Source organism: Oscillibacter sp. CU971 (assembly GCF_905219725.1).
Classification (GTDB): domain Bacteria; phylum Bacillota; class Clostridia; order Oscillospirales; family Oscillospiraceae; genus Oscillibacter.
This window is the reverse complement of the sequence record NZ_CAJMXG010000418.1, coordinates 1-1,854: the sequence shown is the minus strand read 5'-3', so window position 1 is coordinate 1,854 and position 1,854 is coordinate 1. Positions and strand designations below refer to the sequence as shown.

Genomic DNA, 1,854 nt, shown 5'->3' with positions numbered 1-1,854 from the left:
AATATGGTCCCTTTATTGGACGTTTCCTTTACCTTTGTCTGTTTGTCTGGCTTTTACCGGCTTTAATCAGTGCTTCCATAATTTGCAAACCGGCGTACAGGACACCAGCCGGGGCGGGGCCTACCACAACAAGAAATTTCGTGATGCCGCCGAGGCAAGGGATCTGCATATCAGCTATGACAGCCGTATCGGGTAGAGCATTACCGAACCCACGGACGCGCTAATCGAGTTCATCATCACCCAGGGCTGGGACGATATTATGATGAACCGGAAAGTGGGCTTTTCCATGCGGGGCGTGGGAGGACCGGGAGCAAAAGGGGGCGTCACCCCTCCGGCTACGGGCAGGACTTCCAGCACACGGAAGGTTGCTTGTCCCTGCTGTGGGCAGAGCGTCCGGGCTACCAAAAAGGTCAACATTATTTGCGGGGATTGATTGGTCCCTATGGCAGAGGTTTGAACGTGTAGATTCAAAAAGAGACAGGGGGCCGGGTTTGGCCTCCTGTTCTCTTTTGTTTTTTGTACGTCCGCATGGCCTTGAGTTTCCCTTATTTTTTCCCTTATTGGCTTGATATTGGCTGGTAAAAGCTGTTAGCAGCTGGTACATGGCAAACGCTGGACCCGTTGCAATTAAAGGCTTTCGGGACTAGGAGGGATTTGCTGGGAAAACCGAAAAAGCCCTGAAACGAAATTCAAATCCTGTCTCCGCAACCATAAAATAGCCAGTTTTGATTCAAAACCAGCTATTTTTATAACTTTTGCAGCCATTTTCTCCTGGCGCGTCTATCAAACGTCTATCAACGCTATTTTCAGCCCGTCAGCAGCTTTTCCAGGTCCTTGCCGTACCGCTCCGCCATGGCGGCGTGTGCGCCCTGTTCAGTGTGGACGTAGGTATCTGCGGTAAATTTATAGTTGCTGTGACCAAGCCAGGTCTGAATGTCCTTCAAGGAATACCCCAGGCCATAGAGGATGGACGCGCAGCTATGCCCTTATGGCATAATAAGGACAAATCGGAAAACCCTTGCAGTGCAAGGAGTTGACTGGTTTGTCCTAGTTCTTTTTCCACCTAATCCCCTGCAAAAAATAGGCGCGACGAGGAAAGCCAAAAAGCGAGGTGTAACGTAAAGGACAAAGACAGTGTATAGCGCCCAGCCGGGACCGCATAGTGTCCCGGCTGGGCGCTTTTTACCAGCAGAGGACAGGACAGTGAGCCTTGCGGCGGGCCTTGTGCCTGGGACTGCCCAGGCGGACTGGCGCGGGTTAGTCCGCACACCTCATGCGAGTGATTAAGCTGGCCCTGTTCCGAGCACCAGCGAGGAACGGGGCACTTCTATACATGGCCTGTGGCAATGTACTTGTGCGCTCTGCGAGGCCGCCACCTTGATCGCTGACTTGTCACCGCTCCGGGTGGCCTGTGTCGCTTCACTCCGTACAAGAGGCACGCCCCTTTGCGGCTATCCCCATGACGCTGCTGCGTCATTCTCTCCCTGCTGGTCATGCGAAGCATGGAGCCGCACCGACAGGTGCGTTCGGCTGGACGCAAAGCGGCCAGTCCGGGGCTTGGGGGAACCCCAACAAGCTGTATCGGAATATCGAAAACGATATTCCGATGCCCTGCTTGCATACGTTCGTGTTTACAGCTTGAACCTTCCATTTGTATATGTTATAATACACACAAAACTAAGGCGAAGAATTGGAATTTGCGGTGGTGATACCGAACTTTTGAGAAGGTGTTTTCATGAAATTAGTTAGTCTGAAAACCTTGCTGGCATCTCTGCTGGGCTGCACATTCGTTGTTATAAAAGCGATGACCTTTGAGAGGTTGTCGGATATCGTTTGGACCCTATTTATTGGAGA

General features: G+C 51.9%; 1 protein-coding gene and 1 pseudogene. One reads left to right on the top strand and one right to left on the bottom strand.

The genetic code is table 11. From position 1 onward, the window contains the following. Positions 1-196 (top strand): annotated as a pseudogene (locus JX325_RS16050) (hypothetical protein); the annotation flags it as partial. A 610-nt stretch (positions 197-806) separates the two neighbouring features. Here JX325_RS16050 and JX325_RS16045 read toward each other — a convergent pair. After that, complete coding sequence (locus JX325_RS16045) at positions 807-944, bottom strand: hypothetical protein (RefSeq protein ID WP_204792050.1); 138 nt, start codon at positions 942-944, stop codon at positions 807-809. Positions 945-1,854 lie beyond the last annotated feature (910 nt).